This window comes from Aneurinibacillus sp. REN35 (assembly GCF_041379945.2).
Taxonomy (GTDB): Bacteria; Bacillota; Bacilli; order Aneurinibacillales; family Aneurinibacillaceae; genus Aneurinibacillus.
This window is the reverse complement of the sequence record NZ_JBFTXJ020000004.1, coordinates 32275-52540: the sequence shown is the minus strand read 5'-3', so window position 1 is coordinate 52540 and position 20266 is coordinate 32275. Positions and strand designations below refer to the sequence as shown.

Here is a 20266-nt window from a genome sequence, read left to right as displayed (position 1 = left end):
AAGTCAATCTGTCACAATGATAGATCGTTTGATAAACTGAATATGCCAAGCTAATAACGAGGTGGGAAGGGAAGGGTGAAAAGCAAGAGTTGGACATTGAACTCCTTGCTTATATCATCTTGCAGCTTCCCACCTCTCTTGTGTTTTTTTGTATGGTTTATTATTTCCAGGAGGAAGGTGCTTTTTTTTATGGAGAACGACAAGGTAAAAGAGGAACGCTTCGGCCTCCTGCTTCAGCAATTGGCTATTCCACCTGAATTTGTTGAAAAATATTTCTCTGGCGGCCGCATTGAGAAAGTGGAAGTATATCGCCAGGAGAAGCGCTGGCACTTTATGCTGCAGCTTCCCGAGTTGCTTCCGCTTAATGTGTACCAGGCATTTCATGTCAAGCTTGTTCAAGCATTTCAAAACATTGCCGCCGTGGATTGTGACATGAGATACATCACGCCCGTGCCAATGCCTGGCTTTGTTAAAGAATATTGGCCGCTTGTAATAGAAAGGGTGACCCCGCACATCAATTCCACCGCCGCGTATTTAAAGAACGCGACCTGTGAAGTAGCGGATAACAAGCTGAAGCTTGGCGTACTTGATACGTTTGCCATTGATAAAATGAAGCAGCGTCAGGTGGATGAATGGATTGGCCGTACGATGAAACGCTTATGCGGAGTATCGCTGCCTGTTACGTACCATGTTGCACAAAATCAAGAAGAGACATATCAGCAGTTCGTTGAGCAGCGGGAAGAAGAAGATCGCAGTCGTGCGATGGAAGCGTTATTGGAGAAACAGAAAGAGAAGGAGAAAGCCGAAGCCAGCAAGGAAGCCGTTCTGGGTGAAGTACTACAGATGGGCTATGATATTAAAGACGAGGCGATCTCAATCTGCGATATTCAAGAAGAGATGGGTCGTACATGCATCGAAGGATTGGTCTTTGGTGCGGAATTGCGTGAACTTCGCAGCGGTCGTACGCTTTGTACCTTCAATATTACGGATTATACCGATTCTCTTCAGGTAAAAATATTCGCCCGTGATAAAGATGATGTACCGAAGCTTGCAGCAATCAAAAACGGTATTTGGCTGCGCGTGCGCGGAACGATTCAAGAAGATACGTTTGCCCGTGAACTTGTGATGATGGCAAAAGATTTAATAGAGATTAAGCCGTCCTCTTCTCGTACGGACAATGCTGAGGAGAAGCGCGTTGAATTTCACTGTCATACAAACATGAGTGCAATGGATGGAATCGCTTCGGCCGAGCGCTTGATTAAGCAGGCGGCGGCATGGGGTCATAAGGCCATTGCTATCACCGATCATGCAGGAGCACAGGCTTTCCCCGAAGCATTCTCGGCTGGAAAAAAGCATGGAGTCAAAATTTTATACGGCATGGAAGCTAACGTCGTATCCGATTCAGCCGTCATTGTTCATCAGCCGCAGGATCGTATGTTGGCAGATGATACATATGTTGTCTTTGACGTAGAGACAACGGGCTTGTCTGTTGTTAATAATACGATTATCGAGCTGGCCGGAGTGAAGATGAAGAATGGAGAGATCATTGGACGGTATGAGTCCTTTGTGAATCCCCATGTACCAATCCCGCTCAATATTCAACAGTTAACGAGCATTACGGATGATATGGTCAAAAATGCGCCTGAACTTGATCAGGTTATAGGCGAGTTCATCGACTTTATCGGCGATGCGGTATTGGTGGCACATAACGCAAAATTCGATATGGGCTTTTTGCATGCAAGCTGCAAGCAGACTGGGCGTGAGCCAGTGGCGAATCCGTTTCTTGATACACTTGAACTTGCCCGCTTCCTCTACCCGGGAATGCGTAATCACCGCTTAAATACGCTGGCAAGCAAGTTTAATGTAAGCCTTGAGAATCATCACCGGGCTGTTGATGACTCGGAAGCGACCGGCTATGTCTTCTTTTTCATGTTGAAGGAAGTGTTGGAGCGCGAGATTGTGAATTTGAATGATTTAAACAATCATGTTGGATTGGACTTGCAGAATTCACGTCCGTTCCACTGTAACATCTATGCATTGAACGATATAGGCAAGAAGAATTTATACAAAATCATCTCACTCTCTCATACGGAGTATTTGTACAAGACACCGCGCATTCCGAAGGCTCAAATCCAGAAGTACCGGGAAGGACTTCTCATCTCATCGGGCTGCGAGAAAGGTGAATTCTTTGAGACCATATTGAACAAAAGTCCAGAAGAGGCGGAAGAAGTAGCTCGTTTCTATGATGTGCTGGAAATTCAGCCGATCGAAATCAACCGCCATTTGATTGAAAAACAGCTCGTTGCGAATGAGGCAACCCTCATGGAGACGAACCGTAAGATCGTCGAACTTGGGGAAAAGCTTAACATTCCAGTTATCGCCACCGGAAATGTACACTATGTCCACCCGTTGGAGAAAGATTATCGGACCATTCTTATTCACGGGATTACGGGCTTTAGTCCGCTTAAGGATCAATATAAGCCGGATGCGCATTTCCGTACAACGGATGAAATGCTAGAAGAGTTTAAGTATCTAGGAGAAGAGAAGGCAAAAGAAGTTGTGGTAGTGAACCCGAACTTGCTTGCCGACCGGTTCGAAGAGCTAGAAATCATTCCGAAAGACTTGTATACGCCAAAAATTGAAGGTGCCGATGAAGAAATCCGCTCGATGAGCTATAACAAAGCGAAAGAATTGTACGGTGATGAGCTGCCGGAGGTCGTGGAGAAACGCCTTGAAAAAGAATTGAACAGCATCATTACCCATGGATTTGCGGTTATTTATTTGATCTCACATAAGCTGGTGAAAAAATCGATCGATGACGGCTATCTCGTAGGAAGTCGGGGTTCTGTCGGTTCCTCGTTCGTCGCAACAATGACAGAGATTACGGAGGTAAATCCACTTCCGCCGCACTATCGTTGTCCGGAGTGCAAGCACAGCGAATGGTTTATGAAGGGTGAGTACGGGTCAGGCTTTGATTTGCCGCCCAAGAATTGCCCGAGCTGCGACGTTCCGATGACCGGAGACGGACACGATATTCCGTTTGAAACGTTCCTTGGCTTTAAGGGAGATAAGGTTCCCGATATTGATTTGAACTTTTCTGGGGAGTATCAGCCTCATGCGCACAATTATACAAAAGTATTGTTCGGTGAAGAGTATGTATATCGTGCGGGTACAATTGGTACGGTAGCTGAGAAAACCGCATATGGATTTGTGCGAAAGTATGCGGAAGAAAAGGGCAAGAGCTGGCGTAATGCCGAGATGAGCCGACTTGCCACCGGATGTTCAGGCGTAAAACGTACGACTGGCCAGCATCCAGGCGGTATTATTGTTGTACCGGACTATATGGAAATCTATGATTTTTGTCCGATTCAATATCCGGCAGATGACAAAGAGGCAGAGTGGCGCACGACTCATTATGACTTCCATTCGATTCATGACAATTTATTGAAGCTTGATATTCTCGGTCACGATGATCCGACGGTAATTCGGATGCTACAGGATCTGACAGGGCTTGATCCGAAAAAAATTCCGGTCGGCGACCCGGAAGTAATGAAGATTTTCAGCGGAACGGACGTGCTTGGCGTCACGCCGGAGCAGATTGACAGCAACGTTGGAACGCTCGGCGTACCGGAATTCGGTACGAAGTTCGTGCGGCAGATGCTCGAAGATACGCGCCCGTCGACATTTGCTGAGCTGGTGCAGATTTCAGGACTCTCACACGGAACGGATGTATGGCTGAATAATGCCCAGGATCTTGTACGTAATGGAACATGTGAGCTAAAGGATGTAATCGGCTGCCGAGACGATATTATGGTATATCTCATGCACAAGGGGCTTGAACCGTCCTTTGCGTTTAAGATTATGGAATCGGTACGTAAAGGAAAAGGCCTCACACCGGAAATGGAAGAGGAAATGAAGAAAAATAACGTGCCTGATTGGTATATCTGGTCATGTAAGCAGATCAAGTATATGTTCCCGAAGGCGCACGCTACCGCCTATGTATTGATGGCTGTGCGTATCGCTTATTTTAAGGTTCATTATCCAATCTATTTTTATGCCACATACTTTACGGTACGGGCAGATGACTTCGACGTTGAGCTTGCTGTACAAGGTTCTGCGGCCATCCGGGCGCGCATCAAGGAAATTGTCGATAAAGGTAATGATGCACAGCCAAAAGAGAAGACGCTGCTGACCGTTCTTGAGATGTGCTTGGAGATGTGTGAGCGTGGGTTTACATTTCAGAACGTTGATCTCTACCGCTCTCATGCGACGCAGTTCATTATTGATGGCAACAGCCTGATCCCTCCGTTCAATTCGATGGCTGGAGTCGGAACGAATGCCGCCCTTAATATCGTGAAGGCACGTGAAGCAGGTGAATTCCTTTCAGTTGAAGATTTACAGCAGCGTGCGCGCTGCTCTAGGTCCGTTATTGAACTTCTTCAACAACAGGGCTGCTTAACCAGTTTGCCGGAGACCAATCAACTCTCCTTGTTCTAGGAGGCGCTCATCCTGCTCCTCCGCTGGGGAGAGTTGCCTGAGGTTCATGATTATGCTATAATACTTTTTGGTAATACTAAGTATACGTATTGTAATGACGCAAAGAGTGGGGAAACCCACTCTTTCCTTTTAGCCGGGGAAGCGGGCTAGATGTTCTGCATTCTACTGAGCTTGTTCTAGGGGGTTTATGTTCTTGAGTCAACATGTAATCGCCGTGACTGAAGAGTTGGTCACACCGATTCTAGAAGAGGAAAATTTGGAGCTTGTCGAAATCGAATACAAAAAAGAGGGCAGCAACTGGTTCCTTCGTGTCTATATCGATAAAGAGGACGGTGTCGACATCGAAGACTGCGGGCGTGTCAGTGAGAAGTTGAGCAAGAAGCTCGATGACGTCGATCCGATTCCCGGTGCATATTTTCTAGAAGTATCTTCGCCCGGTGCCGAACGCCCATTGAAAAAAGAACGCGATTTCGAACGTGCGGTAGGGAAGCACGTACACGTAACTACGTTAGAGCCGATTAACGGAGCCAGCTTATTTGAAGGCGAACTCGTTTCCTATGATGGAAGTCAATTGGAGATTAAGGAAGCGAAAACGAATGCGCTTATCCCGCGAGATAAAGTGTCTAGTGCTCGCCTAGCGATTGTTTTTTAGGATTTGAAAGGAGGATAAGGGATAACAATGAATGCTGAGTTTATTGAAGCATTAAATGAGATAGAGAGAGAAAAAGGGATTGGCAAGGAGGTACTAATCGAAGCAATCGAAGCGGCACTTGTCTCTGGCTATAAACGTAACTTTAATTCTGCACAAAATGTACGTGTTGATATTAACCGTGAACTTGGCAATGTGCGTGTATTTGCTCGCAAAACCGTCGTAGAAGAAGTAACAGACCCCCGCTCGCAAATCTCCTTAGATGAAGCGCAGGAAATTGATCCAAACTATTTGGTCGATGACATTATTGATATGGAAGTTACGCCGCGTGATTTTGGCCGGATTGCAGCACAGACGGCCAAACAGGTAGTAACCCAGCGTATTCGTGAAGCGGAGCGAGGCATTATTTACAGCGAATTTATCGACCGTGAACAAGACATCGTAACCGGCATCGTGCAGCGTCAAGACAGCCGGTTCTATTATATTGATCTTGGTAAAGTCGAAGCATTGATGCCGCTAAATGAGAAAATGCCTAACGAAACATTTAAGCAGGGCGATCGTGTAAAAGCATATATCACGAAGGTAGAGAAGACGACAAAAGGACCTCAAGTTTTTGTCTCTCGGACACATCCGGGACTGTTGAAACGTCTCTTTGAACTTGAGGTTCCGGAGATTTTTGATGGGGTTGTTGAGATTAAATCTGTAGCGCGTGAGGCAGGGGATCGTTCCAAGCTTGCCGTATATTCGGCTGATCCGAATGTTGACCCGGTCGGTGCCTGCGTAGGTCCGAAGGGAATGCGTGTACAGACGATCGTACAGGAGCTGCGCGGTGAAAAAATCGACATTATGAAATGGTCCGAAGAGCCAGCTGAATATGTCGCTAATGCTTTGAGCCCTTCAAAGGTTGTGCATGTAACCGTATATGAAGGCGAAAAGGTAACATGCGTCGTTGTGCCTGATTACCAACTGTCATTAGCAATTGGAAAGCGCGGTCAGAATGCGCGTCTTGCTGCGAAGCTGACAGGTTGGAAGATTGACATTAAAAGTGAAACACAAGCAGCAGAAGAAGGCTTTGAATACAGCGAACCCATTTCTATCATTCCAGCTGGTGCAGCAAAAGGTGAAGGAATGCAGGATGAAGCGGAAGGATCCGTTTTAGCGGATGCTGCGGAGGAAAGGGAGTAGGTCTTCGTGAAAGCGAGAAAAACTCCGCAACGCAAATGCATCGCAACGCAGGAGATGTTTGACAAGCGCGATATGCTGCGCATCGTGCGTACGCCGGAAGGGGAAGTAAAGATCGACCCAACTGGCAAAGCAGCGGGACGAGGCGCATATGTGTCACGTTCACGCGAAGCTTTTGACATTGTAAAGAAGAAGAAACTTCTAAACCGTGCTCTAAAAGCAGAAATCACGGATGCAATGTATGAAGAGTTGGAACAGTCATTTGCGAGGAGTGTACGCAAATGAATAAAGTGGAGCAGTTGCTCGGCCTAGCGCAGAGGGCCCGCAAGCTCATTACGGGAGAAGAACTTGTCATCAAAGCCGTACGGCAAAATCAGGTTCATCTGGTTATATTGTCGGACGATGCATCCCCGAATACCCGCAAAAAAGTAACAGATAAGTGCGGCAGCTACAAAACTCCCTGCGTAACCTATGGCACTCGTCAAACGCTTGGCGCCGCGCTTGGAAAGGAGCAACGTGTTGTCATTGGCGTGACAGATGCAGGCTTCGCAGCACGATTGATGCAGCTGATGAACCAATAACTGTCGGGGGTGGATTAATGAGTAAATTGAGAGTATATGAATATGCCAAAGAGCAGGGCATCAGCAGTAAGCAGATGATCAACCTATTGCATAAACTCAATTTATCGGTAAATAACCACATGAGTACACTAGAAGACAGCATGATTCAAAAGGTAGAACAGCATTTGAAGCAGGTAAAACAACGCGCAAATGGTCAGGAACAACAAAAGAGCGATACGGAAAAGAGTGGGACGATGGAAAAAAACCAAGAACAAAATAAGCAAAACACTAGAAACGAAAATCGAAATAATGCAGGTCAGGGAAACAGAAACAGCAGTCAAGGTGGCAGACCGCAGGGACAAGGTCAAGGCGGAAGACCACAAGGCCAGGGTGGCAGACCGCAGGGACAGGGTCAAGGCGGAAGACCACAAGGCCAGGGTGGCAGACCGCAGGGGCAAGGTCAAGGCGGAAGACCACAAGGCCAGGGTGGCAGACCGCAGGGGCAAGGTCAAGGCGGAAGACCGCAAGGCCAGGGTGGCAGACCACAGGGACAGGGTCAAGGCGGAAGACCGCAAGGCCAGAGCAGCCAAGGTGGCAAGCCGTCTCGTGATGATCGCCAAAATCGTGGAAGATCGGCACAAAAGCCTAATACTGGACGCTCTAAACGTTTTGATGACAATAAAAAGTCCTCTGAGCAAAACAAGGGCATTAAACGTCCAGGTGGAAACCGTCCACAGCAGCCGCCAAAGCCTGAAGTTAAAGTGGATAAGATTACAATATCTGGTCCGCTGACGGTAGCTGAGCTCGGTAAAAAAATGAAAAAACAGCCGTCTGAAATTATTAAGAAGCTGTTTGGGCTTGGCGTTATGGCGACGATCAATCAGGAGCTTGAACTGGATACGATTCATCTGATTGCAACTGATTATGAGATTGAAGTAGAAGAAAAAATCGAGCTTGATTACAGCGACTTCGAGAATATCGAAGAAGTGGATGATCCGGATACGTTGCAAGAACGTCCACCTGTTGTAACGATTATGGGACACGTTGACCATGGTAAAACGACGCTGTTGGACGCCATCCGTGAAACGAATGTTACTTCAACCGAGGCTGGCGGTATTACACAGCATATCGGTGCATACCAGGTAGTTAAACACGAAAAGAAAATCACTTTCCTTGATACGCCGGGCCACGCAGCGTTTACGACCATGCGTGCACGCGGTGCTCAGGTAACCGACATTGCGATTATTGTCGTTGCAGCGGATGATGGTGTCATGCCGCAGACAGTTGAAGCTATCAGCCATGCGAAAGCTGCGAATGTACCGATTATCGTTGCTGTTAATAAAATGGATAAACCGTCTGCAAATCCGGATCGTGTGAAGCAGGAATTAACTGAGCACGGACTTGTACCGGAGGATTGGGGCGGAGATACAATCTTTGTTCATGTATCGGCATTAAAGCGTGAAGGCTTAGACGATATTCTAGAGATGATTCTGCTCGTAGCAGAAGTACAGGAGCTGAAAGCCAATCCGAATAAGCGTGCGCGCGGTACTGTAATCGAAGCCGAGCTAGATAGAGGACGCGGTCCGGTTGCGACGATTTTGGTGCAGCAGGGAACGCTGAAGATCGGCGATCCGATCGTAGTAGGTACGACATTTGGCCGCATCCGTGCAATGGTCAATGATAAAGGCCGTCGTATTAAGGAAGCACCGCCATCCACACCGATTGAGATTACCGGGCTAAATGATGTACCGCAAGCCGGCGATCAATTCATGGTGTTTGAAGACGAAAAGATGTCACGTCAGATAGGAGAACGCCGTTCATCCAATCGCCGTGAGAAGGAACTGCGTGCTTCAGCCCGCGTCTCGCTAGATGATTTGTTCAATCAGATCAAAGAAGGCGAAATGAAGGACATCAACGTCATTATCAAAGGGGACGTACAAGGCTCTGTTGAAGCGCTGCGCGGCTCGCTTGAAAAAATTGATGTAGAAGGCGTACGTGTAAAAATCATTCACACAGGCGTTGGTGCTATTACGGAATCGGATGTTATCTTGGCATCAGCATCCAATGCGATTATTATCGGTTTTAACGTTCGTCCTGAGCCGAATGCTCGTACGACAGCGGAAGCGGAGAAGGTAGACATTCGCCTGCACCGTATCATTTATAAAGTAATGGAAGAAATTGAAGCGGCAATGAAAGGCATGCTGGAGCCGGTATATGAAGAAAAAATTATCGGCCAGGCTGAAGTGCGCCAGACATTCAAAGTATCCCGAGTAGGGACGATTGCAGGCTGCTACGTAACAGACGGCAAGGTTCAGCGTGATGCCGGCATTCGTGTCATCCGTGAGGGTATTGTTGTATATGAAGGCAAGATCGATGCGCTCAAACGCTTTAAAGATGACGCGAAAGAAGTAGCACAAGGATATGAATGTGGTATTACCGTTGAGAAATATAACGATATTAAAGAGGGCGACATTCTTGAAGCATTCATCATGGAAGAGGTCGCTCAGTAATCCCGAACATAATCGTTCAGTTAGAATGAGGTGAAGACGATATGGGCAATATTCGCACCAATCGTGTAGGCGAACAGATTAAAAAAGAGCTCAGTCAAATCATCCAGCGTGAAATCAAAGATCCGCGCATCGGTTTTGTTACGGTAACAGGTGTAGAAGTGTCTGGCGACTTGTCTCAGGCTAAAGTATTCATCAGTGTACTAGGCGGAGATGAGCAGCGGAGCGATACGCTTAAAGCGCTTGAGAAAGCGAAGGGTTTTATGCGTGGCGAAATCGGACGCCGCGTGCGTTTGCGTCATACACCGGACTTGTTATTTAAGTTCGATGAGTCGGTTGAATACGGCAGTCGAATTGAATCGCTGCTGCATGAGATTAAAGAAGAAAAAGGGGAAGAAAGAGAATGAGTTCATACAAGGCATCCTTGGAAGCTGCGGCACGTTTCCTGCACGAACATGAGCATTTTCTTGTAGTGAATCACGTCAATCCTGACGGGGATGCCACTGGCTCCCTTTTGGCAATGAAGTGGCTGCTTGACGGACTTGGCAAGCAGACTACTCTTGTCAATGAAGGGGAAACCCCAGCCAAATTCATGTTTCTGCCGGGCGCGGATGAGATTGTTTCTGCCTCCGCCCAGGCGGAACACCATACATATGATGTAGTTATTACATGCGATTGTGCAGATTTCGCCCGTGTAGGAGAAGTAGCGCAGTGGTTTACACCTGGGCGTATGCTGTTGAATATTGATCATCATCCGACGAATGATCTATTTGGTACGACTAACCTTGTTCGAGTAGATGCGGCAGCAACAGCGGAAGTGATTTTCGATCTTATAAAGCATATGGAATTATCTATGAATAAAGAGCTGGCAACGTGTCTGTATACCGGATTGTTGACAGACACGGGTGGCTTCCGCTATTCCAATACGTCTCCCCATGTAATGGAAGCAGCCTCTGATCTGCTTGTCCATGGAGTTGAATCCGGGGCAATCGCAGAGCGTATGCTTGAGTCCATTACGAAAGCACATGTGAAGCTTTTACAGCGTGCCTTACAGACCCTGCAGTTGAGTGACGATGATCAGGCTGCGTATTTGACAGTTACGCTTTCTGATATTGACGAGACGGGAGCAAGCAATGAGGATACGGAAGGTCTTGTGAATTACGGACGCAATATTGAAGGTGTAGAAGTTGGTGTTCTATTCAAGGAGGTAGCGGACGGCAAGGTGAAGGTAAGCTTTCGCTCACGCAGTCAAGTGGACGTTGCGGCAATCGCCCAATCACTCGGCGGCGGCGGTCATGTACGTGCGGCAGGCTGCACAGTAGCCGGCGCGCTTGCGGATATACAGGCGGCGGTGGCGCAAAAAGTGAGCGCAGCGCTGCGGGAGTGTGGCGATCAAGCATGAGTCAGCTATCCGGCATTGTTCCATTGTATAAACCTGCAGGAATGACCTCGCATGATTGTGTAATGAAGATACGAAGAATTGCACGAACCAAAAAAGTAGGGCATACCGGTACGCTTGATCCGGATGTGACGGGGGTGCTTCCCATCTGTATTGGTCCGGCAACCAAGGTAGCTGACTATTTGCATGAAGCACCGAAGATGTATCGAGCGATCATGACGCTTGGCATAGCGACTGACACACAGGATGCTAGTGGAGAGGTTATCGATGAGAAGGCAATTGAACCTCGTCTTACAGAAGCGCAAGTGAAAGAAATGACGGCGCGCTTCATTGGAGAGATTGAGCAGCTGCCGCCAATGTATTCAGCCGTCAAAGTGGGGGGCAAGCGTTTGCACGAATTGGCACGTGAAGGCAAGACCGTTGAACGTACGTCTCGTCGCGTTACGATTTATAATATTCAGATTGAAGAGATGAATCTAGAGCAAGAGCGACCAACGTTAACCTTTACCGTTACCTGCTCTAAAGGGACGTATGTGCGTACGTTATGTGTCGATATGGGAGCAGCACTCGGCTATCCTTCCCATATGTCGTATTTGCAGCGTATCAAAAGCGGCCCTTTTATACTTGATCAGTGTGTAACCTTTGCACAATTAGAGGAAGCCGCTGAACAAGAGCAGCTGCAAGCACTTTTGCACCCGCTTGATCTTGGACTCTCTCAGTATCCTGCCGTAACGGTTCCGCCAGGAAGAGTTGCAGCGATACGTAATGGCCTCAGTCAGCGTCATCGCAAACCAGGGGACTGGCAGCTAGGAGATAAGCTTCGTTTATATAGCCCAGAAGGTGCTTTTCTTGCTCTGCATGAAGTGATATATATAGATAAAGAGAATGGTGTCGAATCCAAACCTGTAAGAGTGTTTCCGGAGGGGGAGGCATAAATGGAAATTCAACGTTTGCACTATCCGCTACCACCTGATTTTAGAGGCGAACCATGCGTACTGGCTTTAGGCTATTTTGACGGCGTCCATATGGGGCATCGCCGCGTCATTCAAAAAGCGATTGATATAGCGAATTCTTTAGGCGTGAAGGCGGCTGTGATGACCTTTGATCCGCACCCGCGTGAGGTCCTTGGTCAGAGTGGCTATACCCAATATTTGACGCCTGTGGATGAAAAGCTTGCGCAGTTGGACAAGATGGGGGTGGATATCGTATACGTTGTTCATTTTGACATTTCGTTTGCCTCCATCTATCCGGAAGATTTCATAGATGAATTCCTTATGCAGCTGTCGCCAAATCATGTCGTCGTCGGTTTTGATTACACGTTTGGACACAGGGGCAAGGGTACGCTCTTCACACTGCAAAACCACGCGAGTGGACGGTACGGGGTCGATGTTGTCGGACCGGTCAATCAATTTGGTGAGAAGATTAGCAGCACGCTCGTCCGAGAATATTTGTACAGCGGTAAGTTAAAAGAAGCGACCCAATTTCTTGGCCGCCCGTACCGTGTATGCGGGACGGTGATCCACGGTGAAAAGCGTGGTCGCACCATTGGTTTTCCAACTGCAAACATTCAGTTGGATGCTCCGTACCTTGTACCGAGAAACGGAGTATACGGTGTGCGCGTTAATCTAGAAGACAGAACCTACTATGGTGTGATGAATGTCGGCATTAAACCGACATTTGAGAATGAGCGCAAAGAGAAATCGCTTGAAGCTCATTTGTTTGATTTTACAGGTGATATTTATGGGAAATCACTTGAAGTGGAATTTTTGTTCTTTATTCGTGAGGAACAGAAATTTGCTGGGGTGGAAGCCTTAATTGCCCAGATTCAGGCCGATGTCTTAGCTGCAAAAGAGCAGTTTGCCAAACTGTCGGTTGTATAGAGACGGCGCTTTACTCTGTCGTTTTTATATGATATAGTATATTTTGTTAGTCAAACAACCATGGCTTGGAAGTTCGAATCACCAACGGATTTCTAGGGCATTGGGGATTTTATTGAGGAGGTGAATAGGATGGCATTAACACAAGAGCGCAAGCAACAGTTGATTGAAGAGTACCGTACACACGAGTCCGACACTGGATCTCCAGAGGTACAGATCGCTATCCTTACTGAAAAAATTAACTATCTGAACGGTCATCTGCGTACGCACAAGAAAGACCACCACTCCCGTCGTGGGCTGCTGAAAATGGTTGGTCAACGCCGCAACCTGCTGGCTTACTTGAAAGACAAAGATGTTACTCGTTACCGTGAGTTAATTACTAAACTAGGCTTACGTCGATAAGAGAAAGCGGGGATTCCCCGCTTTTTTCATGCCTATAGTTAGATATTCTCATTATCTTTTTTATTTCCTTGGATTGCAGGAAATACTAGAACAATGACGAAATTATTTTTGTTGAGCAAGAGAGGAGGCATCATTTTTTTATGGATGTAGATGTAAAAGTATATGAGTTTGACTTCGCTGGCCGGAAAATGTCGATTGAGTACGGCAGACTGGCGAAGCAGGCCAATGCGGCAGTGCTTGTACGCTATGGCGATTCCGCGGTATTGAGTGCCGTAACGGCATCAAAAAAGCCGTCGCACCTTGATTTCTTCCCACTTACAGTAAATTATGAAGAAAAACTGTATGCAGTTGGTAAAATTCCAGGCGGATTCATCAAACGTGAAGGACGCCCAAGCGAGAAGGCGACACTAACCAGCCGTCTGATTGACCGTCCGATCCGTCCACTATTCCCGGAAGGATTCCGTAATGAAGTGCAAATCGTCAATACGGTTATGTCTGTGGATCAGGATTGTTCTACGGAAGTAGCGGCTATTATCGGTACGTCTGCTGCCCTGAGCATTTCTGATATACCGTTTAATGGGCCGATCGCAGGTGTTATCATCGGACGTGTTGACGGTGAGTTCGTAATCAATCCAACAGTAGAACAGATGGAGAAAAGCGATGTCAATCTGACGGTAGCAGGTACATATGATGCGATTAACATGGTAGAAGCAGGCGCTGATGAAGTATCAGAGGAAGTCATGCTTGAGGCCATTATGCGCGGTCATGATGAAATCCGTAAGATTGTAGAGCAAATCCGGACAATTGCTGAAGAGGTCGGCAAGGAGAAGATGGAAGTCGAACTGTTGACCTTTGATGCGGAGATCGAAGCCGCTGTCAAAGATTACGCAGAAACTCGCTTGATCGAAGCCGTGCGCATTGAAGAAAAGCAAGCTCGTTATGATGCGATCGATGTCATCAATGATGAGACGCTGGCGCATTTTGCGGAAACCTATCCAGAAGAAGAGAAGCAGATCAATGAAATTCTGCACGATATTGTCAAGAAAGAAGTGCGTCGTCTCATTACGCATGACAAAGTACGCCCGGATGGCCGTGGATTGGATGAGATCCGTCCAATTGCCTGCGATGTAGAACTTCTGCCGCGTACGCACGGTTCAGGGTTATTTACACGTGGACAAACACAGGTGCTTAGCGTATGTACGCTTGGAGCGCTTGGGGATGTTCAAATTCTTGATGGTTTAGGTCTTGAAGAATCGAAGCGATTCATGCATCATTATAACTTCCCGCCATACAGCGTAGGGGAAGCCCGTCCACTGCGCGCACCAGGACGACGTGAAATCGGACATGGTGCCTTGGGTGAACGTGCACTTGAGCCGGTCATTCCGGGCGAGGATGTATTCCCATATACAATCCGTCTTGTATCGGAAGTATTGGAATCGAACGGTTCAAGCTCACAAGCAAGTATTTGCGCGAGCACGCTTGCGATGATGCAGGCGGGTGTACCGATCAAAGCGCCGGTGGCAGGTATTGCAATGGGCCTTGTTAAAGATGGAGAGCACGTTACCGTTCTCACGGACATTCAAGGCATGGAAGATCATCTTGGCGATATGGACTTCAAGGTAGCAGGTACACGTAACGGTGTTACTGCGCTTCAAATGGATATTAAGATTGAAGGAATTGATCGTCAAATCTTGGAGCAGGCACTTAATCAAGCGCGCGAAGGCCGCATGTTTATCCTTGGCAAGATGGAAGAAGCCATCCAAGAGCCGCGCCAAGAGTTGTCTAAATTTGCGCCGAAGATCACGATTATGCGCATCAATCCAGATAAAATCCGCGATGTAATTGGGCCAAGTGGTCGGGTGATTAACAAGATCATCGAGGAAACGGGCGTAAAAATCGATATCGAACAAGATGGCCGCGTGTATATCGCTTCTCCGGATGCGGATGCAAACAACCGGGCGAAGAAGATTATCGAAGATATCGTGCGCGAAGTCGAAGTTGGACAAGTTTACAACGGTACAGTTAAGCGAGTGGAGAAGTTTGGTGCCTTTGTTGAACTGTTCGCTGGCAAGGAAGGACTTGTTCATATTTCACAACTGGCTGAAGAGCGCGTAGGTAAAGTTGAAGATGTTGTATCCGTTGGAGATAAGCTGATGGTGAAAGTAACGGAAATCGACAACCAGGGGCGTGTGAACCTCTCACACAAAGTCCTGTTAAAAGAGCAGAAGCAAAAAGAAAAAGCGGCGGAAGAAGCCGATAAGCAGTAAGCAGGAAAATAGCGACCGTAGACATTATGTCTGTCGCTATTTTTTTTTATGTATGCTTGCCCCATTCCCGGCATAGGATTGTACAAACCTATATGTATGCGGGAGTGTGGTGAAGAATGATGAATCGATTATTGGCCTCACTATGTTTTCTTTTTCTTTTATATAGTGTCATGACCTCAGAGTCAGTGAACTTGTATATCGCTTCGAAAAAGACGGATCGTGTGACAATCGCAACGCAAACAGCCGGGTGGGAGCGGCAGCTCAAAGAGGTAGCGCGTACAAAGAATATAGCTCCGATAGATGCGCGCATTGATCCGGTATGGAAAAGGGTACCGGGATATAACGGACTGCGTGTAGATGAGCAAGCGACACTTACCCGCATGCAACAGGTAGGGAAATGGGACGAGTCACTGTTTGTTTATCAGGAAGTTAAGCCGTCGGTGCATATCGACCAGCTAGCACCTGCTCCCATCTACCGTGGTAATCCAGAGAAGCCGATGGTCTCTGTGATGATTAACGTAGCTTGGGGCAATGAATACTTACCGGCAATTCTCAAAACATTGGAGAAGGAAAAAGTAAAAGCCACCTTCTTTCTTGATGGAAGCTGGACCAAAAAATATCCGGACGAAGTAAAGAAAATTGTCGCAGCCGGACATGAAGTTGGCAGTCATGCATACTCACATCCGAATATGAGCACACTCTCTCTCTCCCGTATGGAACAAGAGATTACAAAAACGAATGCGGTAATTAAAGAAGCAACCGGTATAACTCCGACGCTGTTTGCACCACCATCAGGTGATTTTGATCAGCGGGTCGTGGAGATGGCCGCGCGTTATCAACTCAAGACCATTATGTGGACAGCGGATACGATTGATTGGCGCAAGCCCTCTCCTGAGCAGTGGTTCCGCAGGGTGGCACCAAAGGTCAATAACGGTGTTCTTATCCTCATGCACCCGACAGCACCGACTGCAGAAGCGCTGCCGCGCCTGATTGCACATATTAAAGAGAAGAAATTAGCGCTTGGAACGGTAAGTGACACGCTGTCTACCAGCCGCGTCCCCTCCTATTGAGTGAAGATGGCAAGTTTGCTATAGTAGAGAAATATGTGACAAGCGACAGCTCGTCAACTGGAGGAGGAAGGCGTAGTGATAGAAAAATATACGCTAGACAATGGCGTGCGCATCATTATTGAAAAAATCCCAACCGTTCGTTCCGTTGCGCTCGGCATCTGGATCGGCACGGGCTCAAAATATGAAAACCTTGAAGTAAATGGGATTTCCCATTTCATTGAGCACATGCTGTTCAAAGGAACGGCTACGCGCTCAGCTAAGCAGATCGCCGAATCATTCGATCACATCGGCGGCCATGTTAACGCATTCACATCTAAAGAATATACGTGCTATTATGCCCGGGTGCTTGATGAGCACGCTCCGGTTGCCCTTGATATTCTTGCGGATATGTACTTTAATTCCGTATTTGATGAGCAGGAGCTGCAAAAGGAAAAGAATGTAGTCATTGAAGAAATCCGTATGTATGAAGATACACCGGATGATCTCGTCCATGATCTGGTAGCGAAGGCTTCCTATGAAAAGCATCCGCTTGGCTACAGCATTCTTGGTACGGAAGAAGTTCTTGGTGGAATTGGACGGGAGGATATCCATCGTTATCTCGATGCGCGTTATACGCCGGAGGAGACCGTGATCACGGTAGCAGGCAATGTCTCAGACAAGCTTCTTGCCGAGATTACCCGCTATTTCTCTGGCTATACACGCACGACACAGGAACTGACACCCGATGTTGTGCCGGACTTCACTGCCGGGTCCGTATGGAAGAAAAAAGAGACCGAACAGGCACATCTTTGCTTATCATTTCCAGGATACGATGTAGGGCATAAGGATATTTATCCCCTTATTCTTATGAACAATATACTGGGCGGCAGCATGAGCTCACGTCTATTTCAGGAAGTACGTGAAGAGCGCGGTTTAGCCTACTCGGTCTATTCCTATCATTCTTCCTTTAAAAATACGGGTACGTTTACGTTGTACACAGGTACAGCTACGAAGCAGCTCGAAGAGGTCTATCACATTATGATTAAGACGGTCGCCGAGCTGCGCGATAAGGGAATCAGCGCAGAAGAATTGAAGAAAGGCAAGGAGCAGTTAAAAGGCAGCCTCATGCTCAGCTTAGAGAGTACAAGCAGCCGCATGAGTCGTCTGGGTAAAAATGAACTGCTGCTCAAGCGTCACTTAGATCTCGATGAGATTATTCAACGTGTAGAAGCCATTACCGTGGAAAGTGTGAAGAAAGTGGCGGAAGAGATATTTAGCAATAAGGTGGCAACGGCCCTTGTCAGCCCCCTTGATACGATACCAGATTATATGAGGAGCGATATTCTTGTACGACGCTAATGTAAAGGTTACTGTATTGCCTGGAAACGAAGACATTGGAGTTCCACTGAAGATGACGAATGCTGCCAGCGGCTTTGACTTAAAAGCTGCAGTATCGGAGTCTGTTACTCTTCAACCAGGTGAAAGAGCACTGATTCCAACCGGTTTTGCAGTCGCAATGCCGGAAAACCTAGAAGCACAGGTGCGCCCACGCAGTGGATTGGCATATAAAAAAGGGGTAACCACGCTGAATGCACCTGGCACAATTGATGCCGATTATCGCGGTGAAATCGGTGTAATCTTAATTAACCATGGGACAGAATCATTCATTATAGAACGCGGTGATCGAATTGCCCAACTTGTATTCCAATGGGTGCCGCGCGTACAGCTTACACAGGTACAATCACTTGATGACACCGAGCGGGGCAGCGGTGGTTTTGGTCATACAGGAGTATAAAAATAAAAGAGGAAAAACATATCCGTTAAAATAAAGGGGATACAGTTTTTCCTCTTTTATTTTTGCCGCCTTATACATGTCGTAACTTTCGCTTATGAAAACAGATAAGCACGCGTATACATGTAGGTAGAAGTGTATATATCAAAACGAATATGCCACATGGGAGGCGTTAGAATGCGGTATAGCGAACTTGGCGGCAAAGAGATTATTGATCTGGATAACGGTGAGAGAATGGGGGTAGTCGGGCAATCCGATATGGTGATTGACCCGGCATCAGGTAAGATTGAATCGATCATTCTCCCCACAGGAAGTCTCCTTGGGCTTGGACGCAAAAAAGAAGAGGTTATGATTCCGTGGAAAGCAATTCGTAAGGTGGGCAGTGAAATGATTATTGTGGAGATGAAAGAGAAGACAATGTCAGAATAAGAAAAAATGAACAGGCGGGCGTTTGTCACCATACTGGTCCGCACAGAATACGATGAGGGTAGAAATGCAACGAATTCCGGGAAACCATGGCTGCAGCGGCTGTTTTTGCTTTATCTTAGCGCATGTTTGCAGTAAAATGGTTTGAAAGGGGTTATCTTATGCTAACAGGAATTCATGCTGCCTTCATCGGCGGGGACGCTCGCCAGCTTGAAGTCATCAAGAAATTCATTGAATTGGATGCCGCGGTAACCCTCATCGGCTTTGATAATTGGGAGAGTAACTTCACCGGTGCGGTGAAGCGGCCGCTTTCCGCTGATGTCTTGCGCGATGTGGATGCTTTGATTCTGCCGATTGTAGGCTCGGATGATAAAGGATATGTTGAGAGTATCTTCTGCTCCAAGCCGCTGCAACTAACAGAAGAGCTCCTCGCCGCGCTGCCTTCTCGCTGCTGTGTTTATACGGGGATTGCCCGCCGTTTTTTGACGGATGTAGCCGCCAAGCATAGTCTTGGCTTAACGGAGTTGATGGATCGCGACGATGTGGCGATTTATAATTCCATCCCGACAGTGGAAGGCGCGCTGATGATGGCTATCCAGAATACTGACTTTACCATTCATAATTCAAACAGTCTGGTCTTAGGACTGGGCCGGGTTGGTTTATCCATGGCTCGTGCTCTGCATGCGCTTGGCGCGCAAGTACGTGTGGGCGCCCGTAAGTCGTCGGATCTGGCCCGGATTTTTGAAATGGGACTGACTCCGTTCCATATTGACGAACTGACCCAGCATGTTGACGACGCTGATTTTATATTTAATACAATTCCCCAGGTTATTATTACAGCAAAGGTGATTGCGAATATGCAGCCTCATGCCTTAATTATTGACCTTGCCTCCAAGCCGGGAGGCACGGATTTCCGGTATGCGGAGAAGCGGGGAATTAAAGCCATTCTTGCTCCAGGTTTACCCGGAATCGTTGCACCGAAAACGGCAGGACAGATTATCGCAGGTACGCTGTCGCGGCTCGTTTTTGATCAAACGGGGAACAGGAGGAATCAAGATGGATCTCAAGGGTAAGACAATCGGCTTTGGTCTGACGGGATCACACTGCACATTTGCTGAAGTAATGCCGGAGATTCAGCGGCTTGTTGATGCAGGTGCGGAAGTTGTACCGGTTATCAGCCACACCGTTGCTACAACCGATACAAGGTTCGGCAATTCGCGTGATTGGCAGGCACAGTTATACGCGATTACCGGCAATGATATTATCTCTACGATTGTGGATGCGGAGCCGCTTGGACCAAGCAAACGCTTTGATGTGATGGTGATTGCACCGTGCACAGGCACATCGCTGAGCAAGCTTGCCAACGCGGTCACTGACAGTGCGGTCATGATGGCGACAAAGGCAACGCTGCGTAATCTGCACCCGGTTGTGCTGGCTATCTCGACCAATGATGGACTGGGATTGAATGCGGCCAACATCGCCAAATTAACAGCAACAAAGAATATTTACCTGGTTCCGTATGGTCAAGATGCCCCGACGAAGAAGCCGAACTCGCTGGTTGCACGTATGGAATTGATTAAAGAAACGTGCGAGGCGGCGCTTGAAGGCATACAGCTTCAACCGGTGCTCGTAGAGAAGTTCCGCTATATGCAATAGCAA

Annotated in this window: 18 protein-coding genes; all 18 read left to right on the top strand. The window is 47.5% G+C overall.

Annotation, left to right across the window (positions count from 1 at the left end):
- The first annotated feature begins 189 nt into the window (after positions 1-189).
- The 18 genes from AB3351_RS09495 to AB3351_RS09410 all read left to right on the top strand — a co-directional run bounded on the left by AB3351_RS09495 (position 190) and on the right by AB3351_RS09410 (position 20263).
- Positions 190-4497, top strand: a complete 4308-nt coding sequence (locus AB3351_RS09495; protein ID WP_371146904.1) for a PolC-type DNA polymerase III — start codon at positions 190-192, stop codon at positions 4495-4497.
- 187 nt (positions 4498-4684) lie between these two features.
- On the top strand, positions 4685-5149 hold the full coding sequence (rimP, locus tag AB3351_RS09490) for a ribosome maturation factor RimP (RefSeq protein WP_371146903.1): 465 nt from the start codon (positions 4685-4687) through the stop codon (positions 5147-5149).
- Between the two features lie 27 nt (positions 5150-5176).
- Positions 5177-6331: a transcription termination factor NusA gene (gene nusA, locus AB3351_RS09485; protein WP_371146902.1), complete on the top strand. Its 1155-nt coding sequence runs from the start codon at positions 5177-5179 to the stop codon at positions 6329-6331.
- A gap of 6 nt (positions 6332-6337) precedes the next feature.
- Entirely contained in the window at positions 6338-6613 is a 276-nt protein-coding gene (rnpM, locus tag AB3351_RS09480; protein ID WP_371146901.1) for an RNase P modulator RnpM, read from the top strand.
- Positions 6610-6909 (top strand): YlxQ family RNA-binding protein, encoded by a 300-nt coding sequence (locus AB3351_RS09475; protein WP_371146900.1) that lies wholly within the window; start codon positions 6610-6612, stop codon positions 6907-6909. Before rnpM ends, AB3351_RS09475 begins: the two co-directional genes overlap by 4 nt.
- A gap of 17 nt (positions 6910-6926) precedes the next feature.
- Positions 6927-9398, top strand: coding sequence for a translation initiation factor IF-2 (infB, locus tag AB3351_RS09470; RefSeq protein ID WP_371146899.1), 2472 nt, complete (start codon positions 6927-6929; stop codon positions 9396-9398).
- 41 nt (positions 9399-9439) lie between these two features.
- Positions 9440-9802 carry a 30S ribosome-binding factor RbfA gene (gene rbfA / locus AB3351_RS09465; RefSeq protein WP_371146898.1) on the top strand — a complete coding sequence of 121 codons (363 nt, stop codon included), beginning with the start codon at positions 9440-9442 and terminating at the stop codon, positions 9800-9802.
- A complete protein-coding gene (locus tag AB3351_RS09460; RefSeq protein WP_371146897.1) occupies positions 9799-10797 on the top strand; it encodes a DHH family phosphoesterase in 999 nt (332 codons plus the stop codon). The genes rbfA and AB3351_RS09460 overlap by 4 nt, the downstream gene beginning before the upstream one ends.
- Complete coding sequence (truB, locus tag AB3351_RS09455; RefSeq protein ID WP_371146896.1) at positions 10794-11729, top strand: tRNA pseudouridine(55) synthase TruB; 936 nt, start codon at positions 10794-10796, stop codon at positions 11727-11729. Before AB3351_RS09460 ends, truB begins: the two co-directional genes overlap by 4 nt.
- Entirely contained in the window at positions 11730-12674 is a 945-nt protein-coding gene (locus AB3351_RS09450) for a bifunctional riboflavin kinase/FAD synthetase (RefSeq protein WP_371146895.1), read from the top strand.
- 129 nt (positions 12675-12803) lie between these two features.
- On the top strand, positions 12804-13073 hold the full coding sequence (rpsO, locus tag AB3351_RS09445) for a 30S ribosomal protein S15 (RefSeq protein WP_371146894.1): 270 nt from the start codon (positions 12804-12806) through the stop codon (positions 13071-13073).
- 140 nt (positions 13074-13213) lie between these two features.
- Positions 13214-15340 carry a polyribonucleotide nucleotidyltransferase gene (gene pnp / locus AB3351_RS09440; protein WP_371146893.1) on the top strand — a complete coding sequence of 709 codons (2127 nt, stop codon included), beginning with the start codon at positions 13214-13216 and terminating at the stop codon, positions 15338-15340.
- Between the two features lie 116 nt (positions 15341-15456).
- Positions 15457-16410, top strand: a complete 954-nt coding sequence (locus AB3351_RS09435; RefSeq protein WP_371146892.1) for a polysaccharide deacetylase family protein — start codon at positions 15457-15459, stop codon at positions 16408-16410.
- 75 nt (positions 16411-16485) lie between these two features.
- A complete protein-coding gene (locus AB3351_RS09430; protein ID WP_371146891.1) occupies positions 16486-17748 on the top strand; it encodes a M16 family metallopeptidase in 1263 nt (420 codons plus the stop codon).
- On the top strand, positions 17735-18184 hold the full coding sequence (gene dut / locus AB3351_RS09425) for a dUTP diphosphatase (protein ID WP_371146890.1): 450 nt from the start codon (positions 17735-17737) through the stop codon (positions 18182-18184). Before AB3351_RS09430 ends, dut begins: the two co-directional genes overlap by 14 nt.
- Positions 18185-18358: 174 nt before the next feature.
- A complete protein-coding gene (locus AB3351_RS09420) occupies positions 18359-18610 on the top strand; it encodes a YlmC/YmxH family sporulation protein (protein WP_371146889.1) in 252 nt (83 codons plus the stop codon).
- Between the two features lie 158 nt (positions 18611-18768).
- The gene (dpsA, locus tag AB3351_RS09415; RefSeq protein WP_371146888.1) at positions 18769-19680 is read left to right on the top strand and encodes a dipicolinate synthase subunit DpsA; all 912 of its coding nucleotides are present in this window, start codon (positions 18769-18771) and stop codon (positions 19678-19680) included.
- Complete coding sequence (locus tag AB3351_RS09410) at positions 19664-20263, top strand: dipicolinate synthase subunit B (RefSeq protein WP_371146887.1); 600 nt, start codon at positions 19664-19666, stop codon at positions 20261-20263. The genes dpsA and AB3351_RS09410 overlap by 17 nt, the downstream gene beginning before the upstream one ends.
- Positions 20264-20266: the final 3 nt, after the last annotated feature.

What these genes read in the sequence shown, in the direction of transcription:
- AB3351_RS09410 (WP_371146887.1), top strand. Translation starts at nt 19,664, where the DNA reads ATGGATCTCAAGGGTAAGACAATCGGCTTTGGTCTGACGGGATCACAC.
- infB (WP_371146899.1), top strand. Translation starts at nt 6,927, where the DNA reads ATGAGTAAATTGAGAGTATATGAATATGCCAAAGAGCAGGGCATCAGC.
- dpsA (WP_371146888.1), top strand. Translation starts at nt 18,769, where the DNA reads ATGCTAACAGGAATTCATGCTGCCTTCATCGGCGGGGACGCTCGCCAG.
- pnp (WP_371146893.1), top strand. Translation starts at nt 13,214, where the DNA reads ATGGATGTAGATGTAAAAGTATATGAGTTTGACTTCGCTGGCCGGAAA.
- AB3351_RS09475 (WP_371146900.1), top strand. Translation starts at nt 6,610, where the DNA reads ATGAATAAAGTGGAGCAGTTGCTCGGCCTAGCGCAGAGGGCCCGCAAG.
- rimP (WP_371146903.1), top strand. Translation starts at nt 4,685, where the DNA reads ATGTTCTTGAGTCAACATGTAATCGCCGTGACTGAAGAGTTGGTCACA.
- AB3351_RS09435 (WP_371146892.1), top strand. Translation starts at nt 15,457, where the DNA reads ATGATGAATCGATTATTGGCCTCACTATGTTTTCTTTTTCTTTTATAT.
- nusA (WP_371146902.1), top strand. Translation starts at nt 5,177, where the DNA reads ATGAATGCTGAGTTTATTGAAGCATTAAATGAGATAGAGAGAGAAAAA.
- AB3351_RS09420 (WP_371146889.1), top strand. Translation starts at nt 18,359, where the DNA reads ATGCGGTATAGCGAACTTGGCGGCAAAGAGATTATTGATCTGGATAAC.
- rbfA (WP_371146898.1), top strand. Translation starts at nt 9,440, where the DNA reads ATGGGCAATATTCGCACCAATCGTGTAGGCGAACAGATTAAAAAAGAG.
- AB3351_RS09460 (WP_371146897.1), top strand. Translation starts at nt 9,799, where the DNA reads ATGAGTTCATACAAGGCATCCTTGGAAGCTGCGGCACGTTTCCTGCAC.
- AB3351_RS09495 (WP_371146904.1), top strand. Translation starts at nt 190, where the DNA reads ATGGAGAACGACAAGGTAAAAGAGGAACGCTTCGGCCTCCTGCTTCAG.
- AB3351_RS09450 (WP_371146895.1), top strand. Translation starts at nt 11,730, where the DNA reads ATGGAAATTCAACGTTTGCACTATCCGCTACCACCTGATTTTAGAGGC.
- rpsO (WP_371146894.1), top strand. Translation starts at nt 12,804, where the DNA reads ATGGCATTAACACAAGAGCGCAAGCAACAGTTGATTGAAGAGTACCGT.
- truB (WP_371146896.1), top strand. Translation starts at nt 10,794, where the DNA reads ATGAGTCAGCTATCCGGCATTGTTCCATTGTATAAACCTGCAGGAATG.